This is a genomic window from Serratia sp. SM04 (assembly GCF_040280225.1).
Lineage (GTDB): Bacteria > Pseudomonadota > Gammaproteobacteria > Enterobacterales > Enterobacteriaceae > Serratia > Serratia sarumanii.
This window is the reverse complement of record NZ_JBEOQT010000004.1, coordinates 185158-206677: the sequence shown is the minus strand read 5'-3', so window position 1 is coordinate 206677 and position 21520 is coordinate 185158. Positions and strand designations below refer to the sequence as shown.

Genomic DNA, 21520 nt, shown 5'->3' with positions numbered 1-21520 from the left:
TTCACCCGCCGCCCGGCGGGTGATTTTTTTTCCTCACCAGTAGCCCAGCAGCTTCCACCATGCTCCGCCGATCACTATCCAGATCAGCAAGTTAACCACGCTCATCACCCATCCCGCTTTCCACCATTCCCCCAGCGTCACGTAGCCGGAGCCGAAGACGATCGGCGCGGTGCCGGTGCCGTAATGCGTCAGCGACATCATCAGCGAGGAAGAGAACGCCAGGATCAGGCCCAGCAGCGCCGGTGGCGCGCCGAGCGCGATGCCGGCGGCGAAGAAGGCGGCGAACATCGCCGTCACGTGCGCGGTGGTGCTGGCGAAGAAATAGTGCGAATACAAATAGATGAGGGTCAGCAAGATCGTGCCGCCCACCCAGCTCATGCCCATATGGTCGATGCCGTTGCCCACGGTTTGCGACAGCCAGCCGATCAGCCCCAGCTTGCCAAGGAAGCTGGCCATCATCACCAGCGCCGAGAACCACACCACGGTGTCCCAGGCACCTTTATGCTTGAGCACATCCTCCCAGCTCAGCACCCCGGTGGCCAGCAGCACCGCCAGGCCGATCAGCGCCGCGGTGGTGGGATTGACCGCCAGCGCCGGGCCGAAGATCATCGCCGGAATGCCGGCCCACAGCACCAGCAACAGCGCGAACACCCCGAGGGTGATTTTCTCCGGCAGCGTTACCGGCCCCAGCGCCTGCAGTTTTTCGCGCGCGAAGCGCGGCGCGTCCGGGGTACTTTTCACCTCCGGCGGATACAGCAGATAGATGACCAGCGGCATCACGATCAGCGAGCACAGTCCCGGCACCAGAGCGGCGACTGCCCACATCGACCAGGACAGCTCGAAGCTGCCGTGTGTGCCTTTGGCGATCAGGCTGACAATCAGCGGGTTAGGCGCGGTAGCGGTGATAAACATCGCCGAGGTGACCGGGTTGATGTTGTAGTTCACCAGCGACAGGTAGCGGCCGATTTTTCCGGAGGTATTGAGCTCGGGTTTGGAGCCGAAGCTGTCGGCGATCGACTTCATGATCGGGTGAATGATGCCGCCGCCGCGCGCGGTGTTGCTCGGCGTCACCGGCGCCAGCGTGGTTTCCGCCAGCGTCAGCGCATAGGCGATGCCCAGCGTTTTTTTGCCGAACAGCGAAATAAAGTAATAGCCGATGCGCGCGCCCAGCCCGGTTTTATTCAGGCTGAGGGAGATCATGATCGAAAAACCGATCAGCCAGATCAGCTGGTTGGAAAAGCCGCTGAGCGCGTCGTCCAGCGCGGCGCCCGGCTTGCCGGGATTGGTGACGCCGGTCACCGCCACCAGGGCGATGGCGATCACCGAGACTGCGCCGATCGGCATCGCCTTGCCGATGATGGCGATGATGGTGCCGATAAACAGCGCCAGCAGCTGCCAAGCATTAGGCGCGACGCCCTCCGGCACGGGAATGAGGAACCAGATAATCAGCGTGGCGGCAAGGGCGCACAGGGAAGGAAGCGGTTTGAGCGGTGTGAGTTTATCCATAACGTTCCCACTGTTCTAAACGACAAGGCGGCATCTCAATAGCGAGATGGGCGTGGGCGCAACGATCGCGCGCCATATGTCTTCAGCTTGGGCGTCCGGTTCAGCCTTCTCAATGACTTGCATCAAGAATGCCGTCGTTTGACCTCACACTTCACGCACTTTGGCGCTCATCCCGAGCGCCGCCAGCGCCAACAGCGCCGCCATCCAATACACCGAGCCATGACCGAAATTCTCCACCAGCGCGCCCTGCAGCACCCCGGCCAGGATCACCCCGGTAGAGATGCTGTTGGTGAACAGCGTGGTGGCGGCGCCCGGCCGGCCCGGCATCAAATCCTGAAAATAGAGCATGCCGATACCGGCGACGATGCCGATAAACACCGCGTTGAGCAACTGCAGCGCGATCAGGGCCGGCTTGCTCTCCAGCACCGTCAGCCCGAGATAAAACAGCACGCCCGCCGCCACCGCCAGCAGCATCATGTTGCGTTTGCCGAAGCGTTGGACGTAATAACCGGCCAACAGCATCGCCGGGATCTCCAACCCGGCGGCGGTGCCCATCAGCACCCCGGCCAGCCCTTCCGGCAGGCCGAGATCGGCGGTGATATACAGCGGCATATCGATGATGTACAAGGTATTGCAGGTCCACATCAGCATCGAGGCGATGAACAGCAGCCGCACATCGCGATTGCGCCAGGCGCTGGCGGGCGCAATCGGCGCGGAAGCGCCTTCCCGCAACCCTTCGCCATCCGCCGCGCGCGGCACCGAAGGCAGCATGAATCCTACCAGCAGCACGCAGACCGCGAAGGTGGCGGCGGCGATCAGGAACATCACGGTGAACCCGTAGCTGAGCGCCAGCGCAAACGACAGCGGCGGGCCAATCACCCACGCCAGCGATAGCTGGGCGCGCATCACCGAGCTGAACATCACCACTTCACGCGCCTCGCTGTCGGCGTATTCCCGCGCCAGCGCGAAAATCTGCGGCATGGCGGTGTTGGCAACGGCGGACATCAGCACCCCGGCGGTGATCAGCGTCAGGTAGTCGCGGTTAAAGGCAAACAGCAGACAGTTGCCGACCGCCATCAGGCAGCACAGCAGGATCAGCCTGCGCCGATCGCCGCGGGTATCGGAGCGTTTGGCCAGCAGAAAACTGACGACGATGCCGGCCACCGCGTTGGCGGTGTAAAACAGCCCGACCCACAGCGGCCGCACCTTGACCTCGGTGGTCAGAAACAGGCTGAGCGTCGGCGTCAGCAACGCGCCGGCGATGCCAGAAAGAAAAGCAATCAGCAGGAATGCGGCAAAGATGGGATTGATGCGCTGTGACAACCGGCTCAGGCGTTGCATATCGTCTTCCCTGACCTCAAAGCAGAAAAAAGAACCTTAGGCCACGGCGAGAAAAATGCAAGCGCATTGCCATGACCACGCATAAAAAAACCAGTGGGTCGCCCCACTGGCTGGTGAAACAGCACCATTACTCAGAAATTGGTTGCCGGAGCCCCTACAGGTGCTCGCGATACTGCTTATCGGTCATCTCTTTGATGTCCCATTGCGTCAGGTGCGCCAGCATCGCCAGCCGCGCCTGCTCGGGCACCACGCTCAGCCAGTCTGCGCGCTGACGGCGCACCGCGCTGAAATAGCGCTGGTAGAACTGTCTGGATAAGAAAGCTTTCATCATTACGCCCTCCCCCTTTCATTGATGAAAATTATCGGCGTAATATAGGGAAAGAAAAATTGACGAGTTGAGGCAGGAGCGTTCCTCTTTTATGTCCACGTCCCGATTGCAGCAGCAGTTCATCCGCCTGTGGCAGCGCTGCCACGGTGAAACCACCGACACCACGCTGCAGGATCTGGCGGAGGTGCTGAGCTGCTCGCGGCGCCACGTACGCTCCCTGCTGAGCGCCATGCAGCGGGAGGGCTGGCTCACCTGGCAGGCGGAGTCGGGGCGCGGCAAACGTTCGCGGCTAACCTTCCACTACACCGGCCTGGCGCTGCAGCAACAGCGGGCCGAGGAGCTGTTGGAACAGGACCGCATCGATCAGTTGGTGCAGCTGGTGGGCGACAAAAACGTGGTGCGCCAGATGCTGCTGTCGCAGCTGGGGCGCAGCTTCCGCCAGGGGAAACACATCCTGCGGGTGCTCTACTACCGGCAGCTGTACAACCTGCTGCCCGGCTCGGCGCTGCGGCGTTCGGAGACCCATTTGGCGCGCCAGATCTTCAACGGCCTGACGCGCATAAATGAGGAAAACGGGGAACTCGAGTCCGATCTGTCCCACCATTGGCAGGCGCTGACGCCGCTGCACTGGCGGTTTTACCTGCGCCCGGCGATCCATTTTCATCACGGCCGCGAGCTGGAGATGGCGGACGTCATCACTTCCCTCTCGCGTCTGACCTCGCAACCGCTGTTCTCGCATATCGAGAGCGTCACCTCGCCGACGCCGTTCGTGATCGACGTGCAGCTGCGCAGCCCCGACCACTGGCTGCCCTGGCTGCTGGGCAGCGTGCAGGCCATGATCCTGCCGCGCGAATGGCGCGAGCTGCCTGATTTCGCCCGCCATCCGGTCGGCACCGGCCCCTACCGCATGGTGCGCAACCATCCCAGCCAGATGAAGATCCACGCCTTCGACGACTATTTCGGCTACCGGGCGCTGATCGACGAGGTGAACATCTGGGTGCTGCCGGAGTTTTCCGAAGAGCTGGTGCACTCCGGCGTACAGCTGCAGGGCGATGAAACCGGCAACAGCGAGCTGGAAAGCCGGCTGGAAGAGGGCTGCTATTTCCTGCTGTTCGATCAGCGCTCCCCGCTGGCTGCCGATCCCGCCATTCGCAGCTGGCTGTGCGAATTGATCAACCCCATTTCGCTGCTGAGCCACGCCGGGCCGCTCTACCAGCGCTATTGGTCGCCGGCATACGGCCTGCTGCCGCGCTGGCACCACAACCGCACGCTGGCGCAGCAGCCCAAGCCCGCGGGCCTGACCGAACTGACGATGACCCACTTCAATGAGCATTCGGAGTTTCACGCCATTCGCCAGGCGATCGAACCGCTGCTGGCGCAGCACGGCATCCGCCTGATTGTGCAAAGCGTGGATTACGCCACCTGGCACCAGGGCGACGCGCGCAGCGATCTGTGGCTCGGCAGCGCCAACTTCTATCTGCCGCTGGAGTTTTCGCTGTTCGCCACGCTGTACGAACTGCCGCTGATGCAGCACTGCATGAACGAAGATCTGGCGCAGGACGCGGCGCTGTGGCGCGCCAACCGCTTGCCGCTGGCGGAGTTCTGCCAGCGTCTGGTCAGCAACCACCAGCTGCATCCGCTGTTCCATCACTGGCTGCAGTTGCACGGCCAGCGCAGCATGCGCGGCGTGCGGATGAACACCCTCGGCTGGTTCGACTTCAAGTCCGCCTGGTTTGCCCCGCCGGAGGCATAAGCGCCTTTCGCCCGGGTCGGTTAATCTTTACAATAGCGCCGTCTCAACGGGGTGCGGTAAGTCGGGCCGCGTGATAAGCCCGATTTTCCGCTGAGAGCACACCCGTCGAACCTGATCCGGTCAATACCGGCGGAGGGATTTGAGCCCAGCGAACCGGCGACGCCGCCTCGCCCCCTCAGATGCCCTTGCCCCCTTATTTTTCAGGAGTGCAACGTGGTCAAAACATATCTGCCCTGCTTATTGCTGCTGTGCGCCGCGCCGGTGTTCGCCAAGCCGACGCTGACGGTTTACACCTACGATTCCTTCGCCGCCGACTGGGGCCCCGGCCCGGCGGTGAAAAAAGCCTTCGAAGCCGAGTGCGACTGTGAATTGAAGTTCGTCGCGCTGGAAGACGGCGTCTCGCTGCTGAACCGCCTGCGCATGGAAGGCAAGAACAGCGCCGCCGACGTGGTGCTGGGGCTGGACAACAACCTGTTGCAGGCGGCGCAGCAAACCGGCCTGTTCGCGCCGAGCGGCGTCGACACCGCCAAACTGACGGTGCCGGGCGGCTGGCAGGACGCGACCTTCGTGCCTTACGACTACGGGTACTTCGCCTTCGTCTACAACAAAGAAAAACTGAAGAACCCGCCGAAAAGCCTGCAGGAGCTGGTCAGCAGCGATCGCAACTGGAAAGTGATCTACGAAGATCCGCGCACCAGCACGCCGGGCCTCGGCCTGCTGCTGTGGATGCAAAAAGTGTATGGCGACAAGGCGCCGGCCGCCTGGCAGCAGTTGGCGAAGAAGACCGTCACCGTCACCAAAGGCTGGAGCGAAGCCTACGGCCTGTTCCTGAAAGGCGAAGGCGATCTGGTGCTCAGCTACACCACCTCTCCCGCCTATCACCTGATCGAAGAGAAAAAAGATCTCTACGCCGCCGCCACGTTCAGCGAAGGCCACTACCTGCAGGTGGAAGTGGCGGGCAAGCTGAAGGCCGCCAAACAGCCTGAGCTGGCGGAGCGCTTCATGCAGTTCATGGTGACGCCGGCGTTCCAGAACACCATCCCGACCGGCAACTGGATGTACCCGGTGATCAACACCCCACTGCCCGTCGGCTTTGAGCAGATGAACGTGCCGCAGACCGCGCTGCAATACAGCGCCGAAGAGGTGGCCAAACAACGCAGCGGCTGGATCCGGGCATGGCAAACCGCCGTCAGCCGCTGATCCCCCGCTGGCTCTGGCCGGGGCTGCTGGCCGCCGGCGTGATCCTGCTGGTCGCCGCGCTGGCGATGGGCTCACTGTGGCGTCACGCGCCGGGCAGCGACTGGCGCGGCCTGTGGCAGGACAGCTACCTGTGGCACGTGGTGCGCTTCACCTTCTGGCAGGCGCTGCTGTCGGCGCTGATTTCGGTGCTGCCCGCCGTTCTGCTGGCACGCGCGCTCTATCGCCGCCGTTTCCCCGGCCGTCAGCTGCTGCTGCGGCTGTGCGCCATGACGCTGGTGCTGCCGGTGCTGGTGGCGGTGTTCGGCCTGCTCAGCGTCTATGGGCGCCAAGGCTGGCTGGCGACGCTGTGCGGCTGGCTGGGCGTCGAGTATGGCTTTTCGCCCTACGGCCTGCAGGGCATTCTGCTGGCGCACCTGTTCTTTAACCTGCCGCTGGCCACCCGCCTGTTGCTGCAGGCGCTGGAGAACATTCCGGTGGAGCAGCGCCAGCTGGCCGCCCAGTTGGGCATGAACGGCTGGCAGCAGTTCCGCTTCGTCGAATGGCCGGCGCTGCGCCGCCAGATCCTGCCGAGCGGCGCGTTGATCTTCATGCTGTGCTTCGCCAGCTTCGCCACCGTGCTGTCGCTGGGCGGCGGGCCGCAGGCCACCACCATCGAACTGGCGATCTACCAGGCGCTGAGTTACGACTACGATCTGGGCCGCGCCGCCATGCTGGCGCTGATCCAGTTAAGCTGTTGTCTGGGGCTGGTGTTGATCAGCCAGCGGCTGAGCCAGGCGCTGCCGGTGGGCCATACCCACGCCCAGCGCTGGCGCAACCCGGAAGACAGCCTGTGGCGGCGCGTCGGCGATTTTCTGCTGATCGCCGCCGCGCTGTTGCTGTTATTGCCGCCTCTGCTGGCGGTGATCGCCGACGGCGCCAATCAGGCTATCGTCAGCGTGCTGCGCCAGCCGGTGCTGTGGCAGGCGCTGTTCACGTCGCTGCGCATCGCCCTCGGCGCCGGGCTGCTGTGCGTGGCGCTCACGATGATGCTGCTGTGGAGCAGCCGCGAGCTGAAGCTGCGGCAGCATCTGCGCGGCGGCCAGGCGCTGGAGCTGAGCGGCATGGTGATCCTGGCGATGCCGGGTATCGTGCTGGCCACCGGCTTCTTCCTGCTGCTGAGCGATACGATCGGGCTGCCGCAGTCACCCTATGCGCTGGTGATCCTCACCAATGCGCTGATGGCGGTGCCCTATGCGCTGAAGGTGTTGGAGAACCCGATGCGCGACCTCGCCGAACGCTACAACCCACTGTGCCTGTCGCTGGATATCCACGGCTGGCAACGGCTGCGGCTGATCGAACTGCGCGCGCTGCGCCGCCCGCTGGCGCAGGCGCTGGCCTTCGCCTGCGTGCTGTCGATCGGCGATTTCGGCGTAGTCGCCTTGTTTGGCAACGAGCATTTCCGTACCCTGCCTTTTTACCTGTATCAGCAGATTGGCGCCTACCGCAGCAACGACGGGGCTGTGACCGCGCTGCTGTTGCTGCTGTTGTGCTTCCTGTTGTTTACCCTGATCGAACGCTTACCGGGGCGCCATGCTGACGCTTGAAAAACTGACCTATCTGTATGAACACCTGCCGATGCGCTTTGATCTGCGCATCCAGCCGGGCGAGCGCGTCGCGGTGCTCGGCCCCAGCGGCGCCGGTAAAAGCACCCTGCTGAGCCTGATCGCCGGTTTTCTGCCGGCGGCCAGCGGCCGGCTGCTGCTGAACGGCGAAGACCACACCGCCACACCGCCGGCCAAACGGCCGGTGTCGATGCTGTTTCAGGAGAACAACCTGTTCGCGCACCTGACGGTAGCGCAGAACATCGGGCTGGGGTTGGATCCCGGTCTGCGCTTGACTGAGCAGCAGCGCCAACAGCGGGCGCATATCGCTCGTCAGGTCGGCCTGGAAGAGCACCTGGAGCGCCTGCCGTCGCAGCTTTCCGGCGGCCAGCGTCAGCGCGCCGCGCTGGCGCGCTGTTTGATTCGCCAACGGCCGATCCTGCTGCTCGACGAGCCCTTCTCGGCGCTCGATCCGGCGCTGCGCAACGAGATGCTGCAGCTGCTGCAGACGGTGTGCGAACAGCGCAACCTGACGCTGCTGATGGTGTCGCACAACCTCGACGACGCCGCGCGCATCGCCCCGCGCACGCTGCTGGTGGTAGACGGCCGCATCTATTACGACGGCCCGACGCAGGCGCTGCTGGACGGCAGCGCGCCCGAAGCGCGCGTGCTGGGCATTTCGGGTAAAGCGTGATCTGACGCGCGTTTTTTATGCTGCGCCAATAAACCTGTTGTGCGAATTTTGCGCCTGTGTTTTTATAAAAACCTGACTCTTTTTACTGATGATAAGGTTCCCTGTGATCGCATCCTCGCTGACTTCGACCCTACTAGTTACCGCGCTACCAGCCGCGGTGGTCGTCGTGCGTGTGGTGGTGGTCGTCGGCAATGCGCCGTAGGGTCCGAATCAACGCATCGATTCCCAAACCCCGCCGGCGCAAACCGGGCGGGGTTTCTTGTTTTAGCACCCTGCCCAGCAAAGCTCACCGGCCTTGAGAAAGGACAGGAACATGGCAACTTCGGGCACGCCTCAACCGGGCACCAGCTTCACCGGCGCACAATTGATCGTTCATCTGCTGGAGCGGCAGGGTATCACCACCGTCGCCGGCATCCCCGGCGGCGCCGCGCTGCCGCTGTATGACGCGCTGAGCCAAAGCACCCGCATTCACCACGTGCTGGCGCGCCACGAACAGGGCGCGGGCTTTATGGCGCAGGGCATGGCGCGCGCCAACGGCAAAGCGGCGGTGTGCATCGCCTCCAGCGGGCCGGGCGCCACCAACCTGGTCACCGCCATCGCCGACGCCAAGCTCGACTCCATTCCGCTGGTGTGCATCACCGGTCAGGTGCCCTCCTCAATGATCGGCACCGACGCCTTCCAGGAGGTGGACACCTACGGCATTTCCATTCCGATCACTAAGCACAACCATCTGGTGCGCGATATCCGCGAGCTGCCGCAGGTGATCGGCGACGCGTTCCGCATCGCCGAATCCGGCCGCCCCGGCCCGGTCTGGATCGATGTGCCGAAAGATGTGCAAACCGCCACCATCACCCTGGAAGAGCTGCCGCCGATCGCCGTGCCGGACGCCGCCCCAACCTTCGATCCGGCGCTAGTTGCGCAGGCCGCCGCGATGATCAACCAGGCGAAACGCCCGATCCTCTACCTGGGCGGCGGTATCATCTGCGCCGACGCTCACCGGCAGGCGCTGGAACTGGCCGAGCGCGCCGGTCTGCCCACCACCATGACGCTGATGGCGCTGGGGGCGATGCCGGTGGAACACCCGCTGTCGCTGGGCATGTTGGGCATGCACGCGGCGCGCAGCACCAACTTCATTCTGCAGGAGGCCGATCTGCTGATCGTGCTGGGCGCGCGCTTCGACGATCGGGCAATCGGCAAAACCGAGCAGTTCTGCCCTAACGCCGCCATCATTCACGTGGATATCGACCGCGCCGAGCTGGGCAAGGTCAAGCAGGCCAACGTGGCGATCCATGCCGACGTCGGCCAGGTACTGCAACAGCTGCTGCCGCAGATCGACACGCAGCCGCGCAGCGCGTGGCTGAGCACCGTCAACGACCTGAAGCGCGAGTTCCCGTTCAACATGCCAAACGCCGACGATCCGCTGAGCCATTACGGCCTGGTGCTGGCCGCCGCGCGCTGCGTGGACGACAGCGCCATTATCACCACCGACGTGGGCCAGCATCAGATGTGGGTGGCGCAGGCCTATCCGCTGAGCCGGCCGCGCCAGTGGCTGACGTCGGGCGGCCTGGGCACCATGGGCTTCGGTCTGCCGGCGGCGATCGGTGCGGCGCTGGCGGAGCCCGCGCGTAAAGTGCTGTGCTTCTCCGGCGACGGCAGCCTGATGATGAACATTCAGGAAATGGCCACCGCGGTCGAGCACGATTTGGACGTGAAAATCATTTTGATGAACAACCAGGCGCTGGGGCTGGTGCACCAGCAGCAAACCCTGTTCTACCAGCAGCGCATCTTCGCCGCCGCCTATCCGAAGCGCACCGACTTCCTGAAGATCGCCGCCGGATTCGGGCTGGATACCTGCGATTTGAACGCCGCGGAAGATCCGCAGGCGGCGCTGGCCGAAGCGATCCAACGCCCGGGTCCCTGCCTGATCCACGCGCTGATCGATATCAACGAAAAAGTGTTCCCGATGGTGCCGCCGGGCGCCGCCAACATCGACATGATTGGAGAATAAGCCATGCTGCAACCACAAGATAAACCCCAGGTGATCCTGGAGCTGGCCGTGCGCAACCATCCCGGCGTCATGTCGCACGTTTGCGGGCTGTTCGCTCGCCGCGCGTTCAACGTAGAAGGCATTTTGTGTCTGCCGCTGAAGGACGGCCAGCAGAGCCGCATTTGGCTATTGGTCGCCGACGATCAGCGGCTGGAGCAAATGATCAGCCAGGTGGAAAAGCTGGAAGACGTGCTGCAGGTGAAGCGCCACAGCGAAGACGTGCGGGTATTTGAACAGCTGGAAGCGTTCTTCCAGTAATACGAAGGGGGCTTACGCCCCCGCAATCATTGCCCGGACAGCACCTGCCACAGCAGGTGCCGATACACCGGCATCAAGGGCTGCTGGCTCAGCAGATAACCGACCGCCAGCGCCGCCAGCCAGCTCAATCCGCAAACCACGCGCAGCCGCAGCGGCGTCAGCCAACGGCTCAGCCGATCGGCGCTGCGCTTATCCTCACGCCACCAGCGCCAGCTCAGCCACACCGCCAGCCAGATCGTGAGCGCCGCGGCGAGCAGCAGCCACTTGAACATCGCGCTGTTGGCGCCGGCGGGAATGTCGATCGCCACGCCCGCCAGGATACCGGGGAAGAAATAGACCGGCGGCCAGGTCAGGCAACCGATGATGTTCGGCAAGGCAAACTTGTACGGCGGCAGATCGAGCATGCCGGCCACCATCGGCACCAGCGGGCGCGTCGGGCCAACGAAGCGGCCGATCAGAATGGTCGCCATGCTGTGCTGGTGCAAGGCGTGTTCGGTTTTGTCGAGCAGCGCTTTGTTCTTCTTCAGGAACGACCAGCGGTGCAAGGGCCCCTTGAAGGCGCGGCCGACGAAATAAGAGATCCAGTCGCCGAGCAGGCAGCCGACGATCCCCGCCGCCCAGGCGTAGTAGAAGTCCACCTTGCCGCTGCCGATCAGGGCGCCGATGCTGGCCATCATCACCGTGCCGGGCAGCAGCAGCCCCACCAGCGCCAGCGACTCGAGAAAAGCGACCAGCAGGACGACCATCAGGGTGAAAGCCAGCGACTGGGTGATCAAATCTTGTAAATAGGCTTCCATTACACCTCTGCGGATTATTCGGCCAAACGGGGCCGAGGATTTTCCAGCGCCGCCGCTGGCGAGTCAATCGATGAATTGTATGCGTATTTGGCAGCGCCGAACGCCGATGGACAATGACTGTATAAAAACACATACTATAATTTATCTATATTAGCGCCAAAACCGACATCTCGCTGAATGTCGCGCACGCCGCCCGGCGGAAGACGAAGGGGTTATGACAGCACTGCAACAGGGTTTCCTGCTCACTCGCCACTGGCGCGACACGCCCGCCGGCACCGAGGTCGAATTTTGGCTGGCGACCGACGCAGGCCCGCGTCAGCTGCGCTTGCCGCCGCAAACCTCGGTGGCGTTTATCCCCGCCGAACAAAAGCCGCGCGCGGAACTGCTGCTGCGCGAAGAACGGCAGGTGGAACTGAAACCGCTGGCACTGACGGATTTTCATCACCGCCCGATGCTGGGGCTGTACTGCCGCCAGCACCGTCAGCTCATCAAGCTGGAAAAACTGCTGCGGGAAGGCGGCGTTACGGTCTACGAGGCCGACATTCGCCCGCCCGAACGCTATCTGATGGAGCGCTTCATCACCGCGCCGGTGTGGTTCAACGGCCAGGCCAACGGCGGCGGGCCGTTGCTCAATGGCCAGATGAAGCCGGCGCCGGACTACCGCCCGACGCTCAGGCTGGTGTCGCTGGATATCGAAACCACCGCCCACGGCGAGCTTTACTCCATCGCGCTGGAAGGCTGCGGCCAGCGGCAGGTCTACATGCTGGGGCCGGCCAACGGCGGCGATGCGCCGCTGGATTTCGATCTGGAATACTGCGCCAGCCGCCCCCAACTGCTGGAACGACTCAACGCGTGGCTGGAGCGCCACGATCCCGACGCCATCATCGGCTGGAACCTGGTGCAGTTCGATCTGCGGGTGCTGCAAAAGCACGCCGAACGCTACCAAATCCCGCTGCGGCTGGGGCGCGGCGGCAACCTGTTGGAGTGGCGCGAGCACGGCTTCAAGCAGAACCACTTTTTCGCCGCCGCCGCCGGCCGTCTGATCATCGACGGCATCGAAGCGCTGAAGTCCGCCACCTGGAACTTTCCCTCCTTCAGCCTGGAGTACGTTTCGCAGGAACTGCTGGGTGAAGGCAAGGCGATCGACAACCCTTATCAACGCATGGCGGAGATCGACCGGCGCTTCGCCGAAGACAAGCCGGCGCTGGCCCGCTACAACCTGAAGGACTGCGAGCTGGTGACGCGCATCTTCGCCAAGGCCGATCTGCTCAACTTCCTGCTGGAACGCGCCACCGTCACCGGGCTGGCGGCCGATCGCAGCGGCGGATCGGTGGCGGCCTTCAGCCACCTTTATATGCCACGCATGCACCGCCTGGGCTTTGTCGCCCCCAACCTCGGCGAACAGCCGGAGGAACACAGCCCCGGCGGCTTCGTGATGGACTCCCGGCCAGGCCTGTACGATTCGGTGCTGGTGCTGGACTATAAAAGCCTGTACCCGTCGATCATCCGCACCTTCCTGATCGATCCGGTCGGGTTGGTGGAAGGCATGCGCCACCCAAACGACGCCGATTCGGTGCCCGGCTTTCGCAACGCCCGCTTCTCGCGCAGCAAACACTGCCTGCCGGCGATCGTCGAGCAGATCTGGCAAGGGCGCGAGGCCGCCAAGCGCCAACACAACAAGCCCCTGTCGCAGGCGCTGAAGATCATCATGAACGCGCTGTACGGCGTGCTGGGATCGAGCGGCTGTCGCTTCTTCGATCCGCGGCTGGCGTCGTCGATCACCCTGCGCGGCCACGAGATCATGCGTCAAACCCGCGAGCTGATCGAAGCCGAAGGCTATCAGGTGATTTACGGCGATACCGACTCCACCTTCGTGTGGCTGAAACAGCCGCATGACGAGCAGCAGGCGGCGCAGATCGGCCGGGCGCTGGTGCAGCGGGTCAACGCCTGGTGGCAGCAGCATCTGCAGCAGCAGTTCGGGCTGGAGAACGCGCTGGAGCTGGAGTTCGAAACCCACTATTCCCGCTTCCTGATGCCGACCATTCGCGGCGCCGAACAGGGCAGCAAGAAGCGTTACGCCGGCCTGATCGCGCGCGCCGACGGCGAGGAAGAGATGGTGTACAAAGGCCTGGAAACGGTGCGCACCGACTGGACGCCGCTGGCGCAGCAGTTCCAGCAGCAGCTCTATCAGCGCATCTTCAAACGGCAACCCTACCAGGACTATGTGCGCGACTACGTCGGCAAAACACTGAACGGCGACTTCGACGATCAGCTGGTGTACCGCAAGCGCCTGCGCAGGAAACTCGACGACTATCAGCGCAACGTGCCGCCGCACGCCCGCGCCGCGCGCATCGCCGACGATTACAACCGCAGCCAGGGGCGGCCGCTGCAGTATCAGAACGGCGGCTGGATCAGCTACGTGATGACCGTCGCCGGGCCGGAACCGCTGGAAACGCGCCATTCGCCCATCGACTATCAGCATTACCTCGAACGCCAGCTGCAACCGGTGGCAGACGCTATACTCCCTTTCTTGCACGACGATTTCACCACGCTGGTCACCGGGCAGATGGGGCTGTTTTGAGATTGCGCCAGGTTAAGAAAAATCATCCGGTTTTGCAGGTGACGAACGCGCCGCCTTCCATTACCATAGCGCCCTTCCCAAAACTGAACCACGCTTAGCCCTGCCGTCTCGCGACGTCTGCATGGCGTGAATGGCTATTGCCCGTCAAATTTAAAACAAACCGGGATAGCAGACGTTCAGTACAGGTGCCGCGGCCCTTCCCGCCCGGTAACAAGACTTACTTACAAAGAATCGAGCCGACAATATATGCCTTTTACTCTTGGTCAACGCTGGATCAGCGACACGGAAAGCGAATTAGGACTGGGCACCGTCGTGGCGCTGGACGCGCGCATGATTACCCTGCTTTTCCCCGCCACCGGTGAAAACCGCCTCTATGCCAGAAACGATTCGCCGATCACCCGCGTGATGTTCAACCCGGGCGATACCGTCAGCAGCCACGAAGGATGGCAGCTGCAGGTGGAAGAGGTGAAAGAGGAAAACGGTCTGTTGACCTATATCGGCACCCGCCAGGACACCCAGGAGAGCGGCGTGGCGATGCGCGAAGTCCTGCTGGACAGCAAGCTGACCTTCAGCAAGCCGCAGGATCGCCTGTTCGCCGGCCAAATTGACCGCATGGACCGTTTCGCGCTGCGTTTTCGCGCGCGCAAGTACCAGAGCGAGCAGTATCGCCTGCCGTTCGCCGGCCTGCGCGGCATGCGCGCCAGCCTGATCCCGCACCAGCTGCACATCGCCCATGAAGTCGGCCAGCGCCATGCGCCGCGCGTGCTGCTGGCGGACGAAGTCGGCCTCGGCAAAACCATCGAAGCCGGCATGATCATCCACCAGCAGCTGCTGGCGGGCCGCGCCGAGCGCGTGCTGATCGTGGTGCCGGAAACGTTGCAGCACCAGTGGCTGGTGGAGATGATGCGCCGCTTCAACCTCTACTTCTCGCTGTTCGACGACAGCCGCTACGCCGAAGCCAAGCTCGACAGCAGCAACCCGTTCGAAACCGAACAGCTGGTGATCTGCTCGCTGGACTTCGTGCGCCGCAACAAGCAGCGCCTGGAAGAGCTGGCGGACGCCCAGTGGGATCTGCTGGTGGTCGACGAAGCGCACCACCTGGCCTGGAGCGAAGAAGCGCCGAGCCGCGAATATCAGGTGATCGAGCAGTTGGCCGAGCATATCCCCGGCGTGCTGCTGCTGACCGCCACCCCGGAACAGCTGGGCCAACAGAGCCACTTCGCGCGCCTGCGCCTGCTCGATCCAAACCGTTTCCACGACTACGGCGAGTTCGTCGCCGAGCAGCAGAAATACCGCCCGGTGGCCGACGCCGTCACCCTGCTGCTGAGCGGTAAACGCCTGGCCGACGACAAATTGAATCTGCTGGGCGAGCTGATCGACGAGCAGGACATCGAACCGCTGCTCAAAGCCGCCAACAGCGAAGGCGACAACGCCGAGCAGGCGCGCCAGGAGCTGGTTTCCATGCTGATGGATCGCCACGGCACCAGCCGCGTGCTGTTCCGCAACACCCGTAACGGCGTGAAGGGCTTCCCGCACCGCAACCTGCACCAGATCAAGCTGCCGTTGCCGACCCAGTATCAGACCGCGATCAAAGTGTCCGGTATCATGGGCGCCAAGAAGTCCGTCGAAGCGCGCGCGCGCGACATGCTGTACCCGGAGCAGATCTACCAGGAATTCGAGGGCGAAAACGCCACCTGGTGGAACTTCGACCCGCGCGTCGAGTGGCTGCTGGACTACCTGCTGGCCAACCGCAACGAAAAAGTGCTGGTGATCTGCGCCAAGGCCGACACCGCGCTGCAGCTGGAGCAGGTGCTGCGCGAGCGTGAAGCGATCCGCGCCGCGGTGTTCCACGAAGGGCTGTCGATTATCGAGCGCGACCGCGCCGCCGCCTACTTCGCCTCCGAAGAGGAAGGCGCGCAGGTGCTGCTGTGTTCCGAGATCGGCTCCGAAGGCCGCAACTTCCAGTTCGCCAGCCAGCTGGTGATGTTCGATCTGCCGTTCAACCCGGACCTGCTGGAACAGCGTATCGGCCGTCTGGACCGTATCGGCCAGATGCACGATATCCAAATCATGGTGCCTTACCTGGAGCACACCGCGCAGGCGGTGCTGGGCCGCTGGTTCCACGAGGGGCTGGACGCCTTCGAACACACCTGCCCGACCGGCCGCACCATCTACGACAGCTGCTACGAGCAGTTGATCGGTTATCTGGCCGCGCCGACCGAACAGGAAGGCTTTGACGAATTCATCCACGCCTGCCGCCAGCAGCACGATCAGTTGAAAGCGCAGCTGGAACAGGGCCGCGACCGCCTGCTGGAGATGCACTCCAACGGCGGCGACAAAGCCCAGGCGCTGGCTGCCGCCATCGCCGAGCAGGATAACGACGTCAATCTGGTGGGCTTCGCGCTCAACCTGTTCGACATCGTCGGCATCAACCAGGAAGACCGCAGCGACAACCTGATCGTGCTGACGCCGTCCGACCATATGCTGGTGCCGGACTTCCCGGGCCTGCCGCAGGACGGCTGCACCGTCACCTTCGATCGCGATCGGGCGCTGTCGCGCGAAGACGCGCAGTTCGTCAGTTGGGAACACCCGATCATCCGCAACGGCCTGGATCTGATCCTGTCCGGCGATACCGGCAGCTGCGCGGTGTCCCTGTTGAAAAACAAAGCGTTGCCGGTCGGCACCCTGTTGGTTGAGCTGGTGTACGTGGTGGAGGCTCAGGCGCCGAAGCACCTGCAGCTGACCCGCTTCCTGCCGCCGACGCCGATCCGCATGCTGATGGATCGCAAGGGCACCAATCTGGCGGCGCAGGTCGAGTTCGAAAGCTTCAACCGCCAGCTGAACGCGGTCAACCGCCACACCTCCAGCAAGCTGGTCAACGCCGTGCAGCAAGACGTGCACGCCATGCTGCAGCAGGCGGAAAGCCTGGTGGAAGCGCAGGCGCGCACGCTTATCGAACAGGCGAAGCAAGAGGCGGACGACAAGCTCAGCGCCGAGCTGGCGCGTCTGGAAGCGCTGAAGGCGGTCAACCCGAACATCCGCGACGACGAAGTCGAAGCGCTGGAGTTCAACCGCCGTCAGGTGCTGGCCAACCTTAATGAAGCCGGCTGGCGTCTCGACGCCATTCGTCTGGTGGTGGTCACCCACCAGTAACCGGCGCGACGCGGGGCGGCAACCGCCTCCCCGTTCGGCCCTTTTCGCGGAGCCAAGATGGAACCCTACAATCCCCCGCAGGACCCGCTGCACATCCTGTATCAGGATGAACACATCATGGTGGTCAACAAGCCCAGCGGCTTGCTGTCGGTGCCCGGCCGCGCGCCGGAAAACAAAGACAGCCTGATGACCCGCATTCAGGCCGATCATCCGGCCGCCGAATCGGTGCACCGGCTGGACATGGCCACCAGCGGGGTGATCGTGGTGGCGCTCAACAAGGCCGCCGAGCGCGAGCTGAAGCGTCAGTTCCGCGAACGCGAACCGAAGAAATCCTATATCGCCCGCGTTTGGGGGCATATGGCGCATGACGAAGGGTTGGTGGACTTGCCGCTGATCTGCGACTGGCCGAACCGGCCGCTGCAAAAGGTGTGTTTTGACACCGGCAAAGCGGCGCAGACGGAGTATCAGGTGCTGTCACGCGACGCCGACGGCAGCACGCGCGTAAAGCTGACGCCGATCACCGGCCGCTCGCACCAGCTGCGGGTGCACATGCTGGCGCTGGGGCATCCGATCCTCGGCGACGGTTTCTACGCCCCGCCGGAGGCCAAGGCGATGGCGCCGCGGCTGCAGCTGCATGCGCAAGAGCTGCGCATCACCCACCCCGCCTTCCAGACGCCGATGCACTTTCGCGCCGAACCGGATTTCTGAGGCTAATCTCAGGGATACCCTAAATAATTCGAGTTGCAGGAAGGCGGCAACTAAGCGCTGCCCCGGGAGCGTACAAAAAGTACGTAACCGGGGTAAGCGCAGGCAGCCAACACACCTGCAGCTCGAAGTATGACGGGTATCGTTATTTGAAGCCTTTCTCGCGTTTGATCAGATCGTACGCCGCCTGAATTTCCTGCGCTTTCTGCTTGGCCATTTCCATCATCTGCGGCGGCAAGCCCTTCGCCACCAGCTTATCCGGATGGTGTTCGCTCATCAATTTGCGGTAGGCGCGTTTGATGGTGGCGGCATCGTCGCTGCTGCGCACGCCGAGCACCTTGCACGCATCGTCGAGCGTCGGGCCGCGCTGAGCCTGCTGATAGCCGCCCTGCGAATACCCGCCCTGCTGACCGCCGCCGAACTGACGCCCGCCCTCCATCATGCTGAGAAACTGATCGAACTGCGCATGCGAAATGCCCAGCTCTTCGGCGATGACATACAGCACCTGGCGTTCATTCGGGTGCAGCGAGCCGTCGGCGAACGCCGCCTGAATCTGAATTTCCAGAAACATCCGAATCAAATCGAAGCGGCCAAAACAGATGCTGCGGAACTGCTGCAGCGTCTCACGCAGCGGGAACTGGCTCTGTTTCCCCTCGCGGAACGCCTGCTGCGCCGCGGTGCGCGCTTCGCCGTGCAGCTGCAGGCGATCCATGAACAGGCTGGCGATCTGGATATCTGCCTCGGTAACGCGTCCTTTGGATTTGGTCAGGTGGCCCATCACCTGAAAAGTGGTGCGGAAAAACAGCGTTTGCCGCGTTTGCTGGTCGGTGAAGAAACCCCGGCTGCGCTTATTGCTGCGCGCCGTATCGATCATATGACCGATAATCAGCCCCAGAACTACACCCCAGAATCCCGCGCCAGACCAAATGGCGACGATGACGCCGAGCAGTTTTCCCCAATACTGCATATACTCCTCAATTATCATGCCGAAAGCCGCCCGCCCCCTTCGCTTCAGGAAAGGGCGCAGGCGATTTTTCCCAGAATTTGGATTATCATACCTGTCATTTATCTTTGCGCCTAACGACGACGCAAGTAAACGGCTGGATTTAGCACTAGCGCAACGCAGATGAGTAATATAGTCTCTGACCGTTTGCCGGACATGACGCCTCTGATGACGGAACACCAAAACCGCGTATGAAAAAAAGTTTCCCAACACTGCTGGCCACGATGATTTGGACGGCACTCTACAGTCAGCACGCGCTGGCTGATCTGGCCGAGCAATGCATGCTTGGCGTTCCCGTTTACGACAAACCTTTGGTCAGCGGCGATCCGAACAGCCTGCCGGTCACCATCAATGCCGATGACTCGCGCGCCGACTATCCGAAAAGCGCCCTGTTCAGCGGTAACGTGCATATCGAGCAGGGCAACAGCACCCTGACCGCCAAAGAAGTCGAGCTGAACCAGACGCAAAACCCTGGCCAGGCGGAGCCGGTGCGCACCGTTACCGCCACCGGCGACGTGCACTACAGCGACAATCAGATCAAACTGAAAGGCCCGAAGGCCTGGTCGAACCTGAACACCAAAGATACCGACGTCTATGAAGGCGACTACCAAATGGTAGGCCGTCAGGGGCGTGGCGACGCCGACAAGATGAAAATGCGCGGCGCCAACCGTTACACCATTCTGGAAAACGGCACCTTTACCTCCTGTCTGCCGGGCGACGACAGCTGGAGCGTGGTCGGCTCCGAAGTGATCCACGATCGCGAAGAGCAGGTGGCGGAAGTGTGGAACGCCCGCTTCCGCATCGGCGGCGTGCCGGTGTTCTACAGCCCGTACCTGCAATTGCCGGTCGGCGACAAGCGCCGTTCCGGCTTCCTGATCCCGAACGCCAAGTACGGCAGCAACAACGGCTTCGAGTTCATGTTGCCGTACTACTGGAACATCGCGCCGAACTACGACGCCACCATCACGCCGCATTATATGTCCAAGCGCGGCCTGCAGTGGCAGACCGAGTTCCGCTATCTGGTGCAGCCGGGCCTCGGCCTGATGGAGTTCGACTGGTTGCCGGACGACAAGGAATACGGCAAAGATCATGACGACAGCAAGCGCTGGCTGTTCTACTGGAACCACAACGGCGTCATGGATCAGGTGTGGCGCTTCAACGTCGACTACACCAAGGTCAGCGATTCCAAATACTTCACCGATCTGGACTCCAAGTACGGTTCCACCACCGACGGCTATGCCACGCAGAAATTCAGCCTCGGCTACGCCAACGAGAACTGGAACGCCACGCTGAGTTCCAAGCAGTTCCAGATTTACGACGATACCGATCGCTCGCAGTCGGAATCGTATAAAGTTCAGCCGCAGCTGGATCTGAACTACTACAAAAACGACCTCGGCCCGTTCGATTTCCATATTTACGGCCAGGCGGCCAAGTTCACCAGCGTCAACCCATACAGCCCGGACGCCACCCGTCTGCATATGGAGCCGACGCTCAACCTGCCGCTGACCAACGGCTGGGCCAGCCTGAACACCGAAGCCAAGGTGATGGCGACCCACTACCAGCAGGATATTCCTGACGGTTTCGCCGCCAACTACCAGAGCCGCAAAGGCGCCGTTGCACCGGAGCTTGATGATTCGGTCAACCGCGTATTGCCGCAGTTCAAGGTCGACGGCAAGCTGGTGTTCGAACGCCCGATGATCTGGGCCGAAGGCGCCACCCAGACGCTGGAGCCGCGCGTACAGTACCTGTACGTGCCGTACCGCGACCAGAGCAACATCTACACCTACGACACCACGCTGCTGCAGACCGACTACTCCGGCCTGTTCCGCGACCGCACCTACAGCGGCCTGGATCGCATCGCTTCGCAGAACCGCGTCTCCACCGGTTTGACCACCCGCATTTATGATGACGCGCTGGTTGAACGTTTTAACGCTTCCGTGGGTCAAATCTACTACTTCAGCCGTTCGCGCACCGGCGATCAGGTAACCGGGTACGACAACAACGACGATACCGGCAGCGTGGCCTGGGCCGGCGATACCTATTGGAAAATCGACGATCGTTGGGGCCTGCGCGGCGGCCTGCAGTACGACACCCGCCTGAACAGCGTCTCGCTGGGCAACGGCGTGGTGGAATACCGCCAGGACGCCGAGCGCGTGGTGCAGTTGAACTACCGTTACGCCACGCCGGAATACATCCAGACGGCGTTGAACACCAAAACGGTTCCGGCCTTCCAGGACGGCATCTCGCAGGTGGGCATCACCGGCAGCTGGCCGATCGCCGATCGTTGGGCGGTGGTCGGGGCGTATTACTACGACACCCGCGCCAAGCAATCCGCCGATCAGCTGGTGGGGCTGAAGTACAACACCTGCTGCTGGGCGGTGACCCTGGGCTATGAGCGCAAGATCACCGCTTGGAACAACAGCAACAATACCAGCGTTTACGACAACAGAGTTTCGTTCAACGTCGAACTGCGCGGCCTGAGCAGCGATCATAGTCTCGGCTCCGCAGAAATGCTGCGCTCCGGCATTCTGCCGTATCAGCGCGCATTCTGACGCTTTGCAACACTTTGAAAAC

16 protein-coding genes and 1 riboswitch are annotated in these 21520 nt (G+C 62.7%); of the genes, 11 read left to right on the top strand and 5 right to left on the bottom strand.

Annotated features, from left to right (window positions below):
* Nucleotides 1–33: 33 nt before the first annotated feature.
* The 3 genes from ABTW55_RS08475 to sgrT all read right to left on the bottom strand — a co-directional run bounded on the left by ABTW55_RS08475 (nt 34) and on the right by sgrT (nt 3178).
* The gene (locus ABTW55_RS08475; RefSeq protein WP_033649188.1) at nt 34–1506 is read right to left on the bottom strand and encodes a DASS family sodium-coupled anion symporter; all 1473 of its coding nucleotides are present in this window, start codon (nt 1504–1506) and stop codon (nt 34–36) included.
* A 144-nt stretch (nt 1507–1650) separates the two neighbouring features.
* Nucleotides 1651–2847, bottom strand: a complete 1197-nt coding sequence (locus ABTW55_RS08470) for a sugar efflux transporter (protein ID WP_033652907.1) — start codon at nt 2845–2847, stop codon at nt 1651–1653.
* A gap of 154 nt (nt 2848–3001) precedes the next feature.
* Complete coding sequence (gene sgrT, locus ABTW55_RS08465) at nt 3002–3178, bottom strand: glucose uptake inhibitor SgrT (protein ID WP_170310358.1); 177 nt, start codon at nt 3176–3178, stop codon at nt 3002–3004.
* Nucleotides 3179–3266: 88 nt separating this feature from the next.
* On the opposite strand from sgrT, the gene sgrR reads away from it, so the two are divergent.
* The 7 genes from sgrR to ilvN all read left to right on the top strand — a co-directional run bounded on the left by sgrR (nt 3267) and on the right by ilvN (nt 10707).
* Complete coding sequence (sgrR, locus tag ABTW55_RS08460) at nt 3267–4928, top strand: HTH-type transcriptional regulator SgrR (protein WP_033652906.1); 1662 nt, start codon at nt 3267–3269, stop codon at nt 4926–4928.
* 37 nt (nt 4929–4965) lie between these two features.
* A riboswitch (TPP riboswitch) is annotated at nt 4966–5084 on the top strand.
* Nucleotides 5085–5141: 57 nt separating this feature from the next.
* Nucleotides 5142–6128, top strand: a complete 987-nt coding sequence (thiB, locus tag ABTW55_RS08455; protein WP_060422473.1) for a thiamine ABC transporter substrate binding subunit — start codon at nt 5142–5144, stop codon at nt 6126–6128.
* Complete coding sequence (thiP, locus tag ABTW55_RS08450) at nt 6104–7711, top strand: thiamine/thiamine pyrophosphate ABC transporter permease ThiP (RefSeq protein ID WP_060422477.1); 1608 nt, start codon at nt 6104–6106, stop codon at nt 7709–7711. The genes thiB and thiP overlap by 25 nt, the downstream gene beginning before the upstream one ends.
* Entirely contained in the window at nt 7698–8402 is a 705-nt protein-coding gene (gene thiQ / locus ABTW55_RS08445) for a thiamine ABC transporter ATP-binding protein ThiQ (RefSeq protein ID WP_025301552.1), read from the top strand. Before thiP ends, thiQ begins: the two co-directional genes overlap by 14 nt.
* Nucleotides 8403–8490: 88 nt before the next feature.
* Complete coding sequence (gene ivbL / locus ABTW55_RS08440; RefSeq protein WP_154747116.1) at nt 8491–8604, top strand: ilvB operon leader peptide IvbL; 114 nt, start codon at nt 8491–8493, stop codon at nt 8602–8604.
* A gap of 111 nt (nt 8605–8715) precedes the next feature.
* The gene (gene ilvB, locus ABTW55_RS08435; protein WP_060422480.1) at nt 8716–10410 is read left to right on the top strand and encodes an acetolactate synthase large subunit; all 1695 of its coding nucleotides are present in this window, start codon (nt 8716–8718) and stop codon (nt 10408–10410) included.
* 3 nt (nt 10411–10413) lie between these two features.
* The gene (gene ilvN, locus ABTW55_RS08430) at nt 10414–10707 is read left to right on the top strand and encodes an acetolactate synthase small subunit (protein WP_016929110.1); all 294 of its coding nucleotides are present in this window, start codon (nt 10414–10416) and stop codon (nt 10705–10707) included.
* 26 nt (nt 10708–10733) lie between these two features.
* Here the strand turns inward: ilvN and ABTW55_RS08425 are convergent, their stop codons facing one another.
* Nucleotides 10734–11504, bottom strand: a complete 771-nt coding sequence (locus tag ABTW55_RS08425; RefSeq protein WP_033637083.1) for a DedA family protein — start codon at nt 11502–11504, stop codon at nt 10734–10736.
* A gap of 214 nt (nt 11505–11718) precedes the next feature.
* On the opposite strand from ABTW55_RS08425, the gene ABTW55_RS08420 reads away from it, so the two are divergent.
* From ABTW55_RS08420 to rluA, 3 genes are all read left to right on the top strand, one after another.
* Nucleotides 11719–14085: a DNA polymerase II gene (locus ABTW55_RS08420; protein WP_060422483.1), complete on the top strand. Its 2367-nt coding sequence runs from the start codon at nt 11719–11721 to the stop codon at nt 14083–14085.
* A 246-nt stretch (nt 14086–14331) separates the two neighbouring features.
* Nucleotides 14332–17238, top strand: coding sequence for an RNA polymerase-associated protein RapA (rapA, locus tag ABTW55_RS08415; protein ID WP_033637081.1), 2907 nt, complete (start codon nt 14332–14334; stop codon nt 17236–17238).
* Between the two features lie 57 nt (nt 17239–17295).
* On the top strand, nt 17296–17946 hold the full coding sequence (gene rluA / locus ABTW55_RS08410; protein WP_033637080.1) for a bifunctional tRNA pseudouridine(32) synthase/23S rRNA pseudouridine(746) synthase RluA: 651 nt from the start codon (nt 17296–17298) through the stop codon (nt 17944–17946).
* 142 nt (nt 17947–18088) lie between these two features.
* On the opposite strand, the gene djlA is transcribed toward rluA, so the two are convergent.
* Entirely contained in the window at nt 18089–18910 is an 822-nt protein-coding gene (gene djlA / locus ABTW55_RS08405) for a co-chaperone DjlA (RefSeq protein WP_033637079.1), read from the bottom strand.
* A gap of 227 nt (nt 18911–19137) precedes the next feature.
* On the opposite strand from djlA, the gene lptD reads away from it, so the two are divergent.
* On the top strand, nt 19138–21498 hold the full coding sequence (gene lptD / locus ABTW55_RS08400) for an LPS assembly protein LptD (RefSeq protein ID WP_060422486.1): 2361 nt from the start codon (nt 19138–19140) through the stop codon (nt 21496–21498).
* Nucleotides 21499–21520 lie beyond the last annotated feature (22 nt).